This is a genomic window from Nocardia sp. NPDC005978, from assembly GCF_040614455.1.
GTDB lineage: Bacteria > Actinomycetota > Actinomycetes > Mycobacteriales > Mycobacteriaceae > Nocardia.
Window position 1 is genome coordinate 1 of the sequence record NZ_JBEXUS010000221.1, and the last position, 3,976, is coordinate 3,976.

The window sequence follows — 3,976 nt, forward strand, 5'->3', positions numbered from 1 at the left end:
GTTCGACGGCAGCGCTTTTCGTTGTCCCGCCGGGGCCCGCGGGTCCCGGGGTCGTGCGTGCGGCTCTCGCTCAGCGGGTAGCGAGCGAGAGCCCGGGTATCAGCCGCCCGCCTTCTCGTAGGCGTCGACCGCGCGCTGCAGACTCTCCAGCGCCTTACCCAACTCGCCCAGATCGCCGGACCGCTGCGCGTCACTCACGGTCTTGAGCGCATCGTCGATCTGTTTGATGGCCGCTTCCTTGCCTGGCGCCGGGGCCGTACCGCCGTTGTTGTTCGGCGGCGTGGTCCCCTGATTGGGCGGGACGACCACCTGCCCCGGTTGATCGGTCGCCGCGCTGCCGCTGCCGGGCAGCACCTTGTCCAGGGCCTCCTTGACGGTGGCGCCCATGCCGACCTTGTCCTGATAGCTGGCCAGCACCTTCACCAGCTGCGGGAAGGACGGCGCGTTCGAACCCGCCGAATTGCGTTCCAGATACCAGGGTTCGACGTACAGGATGCCGCCGTCGCCCACGGGCAGGGTGAGCAGGTTGCCGAACCTGATCTTGTTGGTGTTGCCCGTGGTGAGCAGATTCCTGGCCTGTGACACTTCGCCGTCGGTGGTCATCGAGGTCTGCGTCTGACCCGGGCCCGGCGTCTGCGAGTCGTTGGGCAATCGCAGAATCGTGAGCTTGCCGTAGTTCTCGGGATCGGAGTTGGCCTGGATGTAGGCCGACAGGAACTGGCGCTTGTAGCCCACCATCGCACCGGTCAGCGTGAACTGCGGCTTCCCGGACTTGGTGTTGCCCAGCAGCACGTAGTACGGCGGCTGATGCGCACCCGCGCCCGCGCCCTCGGCGGTCGGATCGTTGGGGACCGACCAGAAGGCGTTGTTGGTGAAGAACTCACGCGGATCGTTCACGTGGTACTTCGAGAGCATCTCGCGCTGGACCTTGAACAGGTCCTCCGGGTAGCGGAAGTGCGACCGCAGTTCGTCGGAGATGGCGCTCTCGGGCTGAACGGCGTTGGGGAACACGCCCATCCACGCCTTGAGCACCGGGTCGTTCTTGTCCGTCTCGTAGAGCGTGACGGTGCCGTCGTACGCGTCGACCGTGGCCTTCACCGAGTTCCGGATGTAGGACACCTCCTTGCGCGGCAGCAGCCGGCCGGTGGTCTGGTCGATGCTGTCCTCCACCACGCCGTCGAGCGAGGTGCGCTGGGAGTACGGGAAGTTGTCGAGCGTGGTGTAGGCGTCCACGATCCACTGGATGCGACCGTCGACCACCGCCGGGTAGATGTCGCCGTCCGTGGTGAGCCACGGAGCCACCTGCTCGACGCGCTGCTTCGGGCTGCGATTGAAGATGATCTTCGAATCGGGTCCGATGGCGCCGGAGAACAGGATGTTCCGCTCGGCGTACTTGGCCGCGAACGCGAACCGGTTGAACCAGTTCCCGATCGCCACGCCGCCCTTGCCGGTGTAGGTGTTCTGCGCGGTGGGCGTGTCGTACTCGCGCGGGGCCTGGCCGTTGGCGCCGACGATCGCGTAGTCGGTATCGGACTTGGCGATGAGCTCGCCGTAGTAGATACGCGGCTCGTTCACCGGGATCGCCTGGCGGTCCTTCGGAATGAAGGTGTCGCTGACCGTGTCCAGATCACCGATCTTGAAGACCGGATAGCCGTAGCCGCCGCCGGACTCGCTGCCGGCCGCCTGCTGGGCCTGCTTGTCCTCCTTCGGCGGAGCGGCGTTGACCTGATTGGCCGGGGCCGCCACGAAGCCGTTGCCGTGCGTGAAGACGGTGTGCTTGTTGATCCAGTCCGTCTGGTTGCCGGAGAGGTTCTGCGGCACCAGTTCACGTGCGGCGACGATGAAGTCGCGCACCTCGCCGTTGATCGTGTAGCGGTCGATGTCCAGCGGATCCGGGAAACCGTAGAAGTTCTGCAGCTGCTGATTGCGCTGCACGAACGTCTGGGTCATGAGGTTCGGATCGAGCAGGCGGATGTTCTTGATGGTCTCGGAGTCCGCGACCGCGACCTTGCCGCCGGGCGTGGTCGCCTGTCCCACACCGCCGTACGGCACGTACTCGACCTTGTCATCGGTGAGCCCGTACGCCTGCCTCGTGGCCTCGATGTTGCGCTCGATATAGGCGCTCTCCTTGGTGGCCGCGTTCGGGCGCACCGAGAACTGCTCGACCAGCAGCGGCCACACCGCGCCGACCAGTACCGACGACAGCACCAGCAGCGCCGCCGCCATGGCCGGAACCCGCAGATCGCGCAGCACGATTCCGGCGAAGAACGCCAGCGCGCAGATGACCGCGATCGAGAGCAGGATCAGCTTCGCGGGCAGCACCGCGTTGATGTCGGTGTACGAACCACCGGTGAAGGTGGGCTCCTTGCGCTGACTCGACAGCAGCGCGTACCGGTCGAACCAGTACGCGACCGCCTTGAGCAGCACGAACATTCCGGCCAGCACGGCCAGCTGCACCCGGGCCGCGGTGCTCAGCGTGCCCTCGCGCCCGGCCAGGCGCAGCCCGCCGAAGACGTAGTGCGTTACCAGATTCGCGAAGAACGCGATCACCACGGCGACGAACAGCCAGTTCAGGACCATGCGGTAGAACGGCAGATCGAAGGCGTAGAAGCCGACGTCCAGATTGAACTGCGGGTCCCGCACACCGAACGAACCACCGTGCAGGAACAACTGCACCGTGGCCCAGTTGCCCTGTGCCACCAGCCCGGACAGCAAGCCGATCAGCAGCGGAATCCCGATGCCGAACAGCCGCAGCCGGCTCATGACGGTGGTGCGATAGCGGGCGATGGGATCACCCGGTCCGGTCACCGGCACGAAGACCGGGCGGGAACGATATGCCAGCAGCAGGGCGAGCCAGATGATCGCGGCCACGACGACCGTCACCGCCAGGAACAGCAGGACCCGGGTGAGCAGGACCCGGTGGTACACGCCCCGGAAACCCACCTCCCCGAACCAGAGCCAGTTCGTATAGGCGTCGGTGAGTCGAGGCCCGACCAGTAGTAGTGCCGCCAGCGCCAGAGCCGTCACCAACAGCACACGGCTGCGGCGTGACAGCGAAGGTAAGCCTGTCGGGGGGCGCATGCCCACGATGCCACTCTCCCAGGGTCCGGCGAGCCCGCGCCGGAAATACCGACCGGGGCAGCGCAGTCCGATGATGCGAGTCGGTCCCAGGGGACCTTTCGCGCCCCACTCTACGTAAATCGCCCGCCCGCGGGCCGAACACCTCACATGACTGTCCGCGCGGAGGCGGGAAAGATCGACTCGCGATGGCCGGACGGCGGCAAACCCCGGTGTGGGGGCGGGGCCGCAGGCTTGGGAGGATTGCCGGGTGAACCCTGAGCAGTGGGCCGCGTCCGCCCTGTACCGGTGTATTCGTGAGATCGCCGAATACGCCGACGGTGAAGGGTGGGACCGGCCGCCGCAGATGTTCGCGCTGGTGCCCACCGCCGATCTGGTGGCGGCCGAACCGGCGCTGCTCGATCAGCTCGACGCCGAGGGCGCGCTGACTCCCATCGCGCAGGATCCGTTCCCGGAGGACATCTCCGGTGATCATCCGCGCGCGCTGGACGAATTCCTCGGGACCACCAGCTGGCCGATGGCGGTCGAGGGCTGCGTGCTGGTGCAGCAGATCGTGGTGCTGCCCCCGGCCGCCGAGCAGACCCTCGACGACGCGATCGCCCCGCTGCTCGCGGACCCCGACGCCGCCGACGACGCGGGCCGCCGCGCCGCGGTCGCCCACCCCGGGCGGCGCGACGCCCGGCTGTACGCGGGCGTCCTGCGGGACGGGACCTCGCTGTCGCTGCTGCAGGTGCGTCCGGCCGAGGACGAGGAGGACCCGTTCGGCGACCTCGACCTGCGCACGGCGCCGAACCTCGCGCCGAACCTGATCGAGGCGCTCAAGCAGACCCTGGAGAACGAGCCGGAGGAGTAGCGCTCGCTCGGAACGCACTCGCGCCCGCTGTCCTGGACAGCGGGC

General features: G+C 67.5%; 2 protein-coding genes. One reads left to right on the forward strand and one right to left on the reverse strand.

The annotated features are described in order from the left end of the window. Positions 1-99 precede the first annotated feature (99 nt). Positions 100-3,087, reverse strand: coding sequence for a UPF0182 family protein (locus ABZ319_RS40180; protein ID WP_354991845.1), 2,988 nt, complete (start codon positions 3,085-3,087; stop codon positions 100-102). A gap of 241 nt (positions 3,088-3,328) precedes the next feature. On the opposite strand from ABZ319_RS40180, the gene ABZ319_RS40185 reads away from it, so the two are divergent. Next, a complete protein-coding gene (locus ABZ319_RS40185; protein WP_354991846.1) occupies positions 3,329-3,931 on the forward strand; it encodes a PPA1309 family protein in 603 nt (200 codons plus the stop codon). The last annotated feature ends 45 nt before the right edge of the window (positions 3,932-3,976 follow it).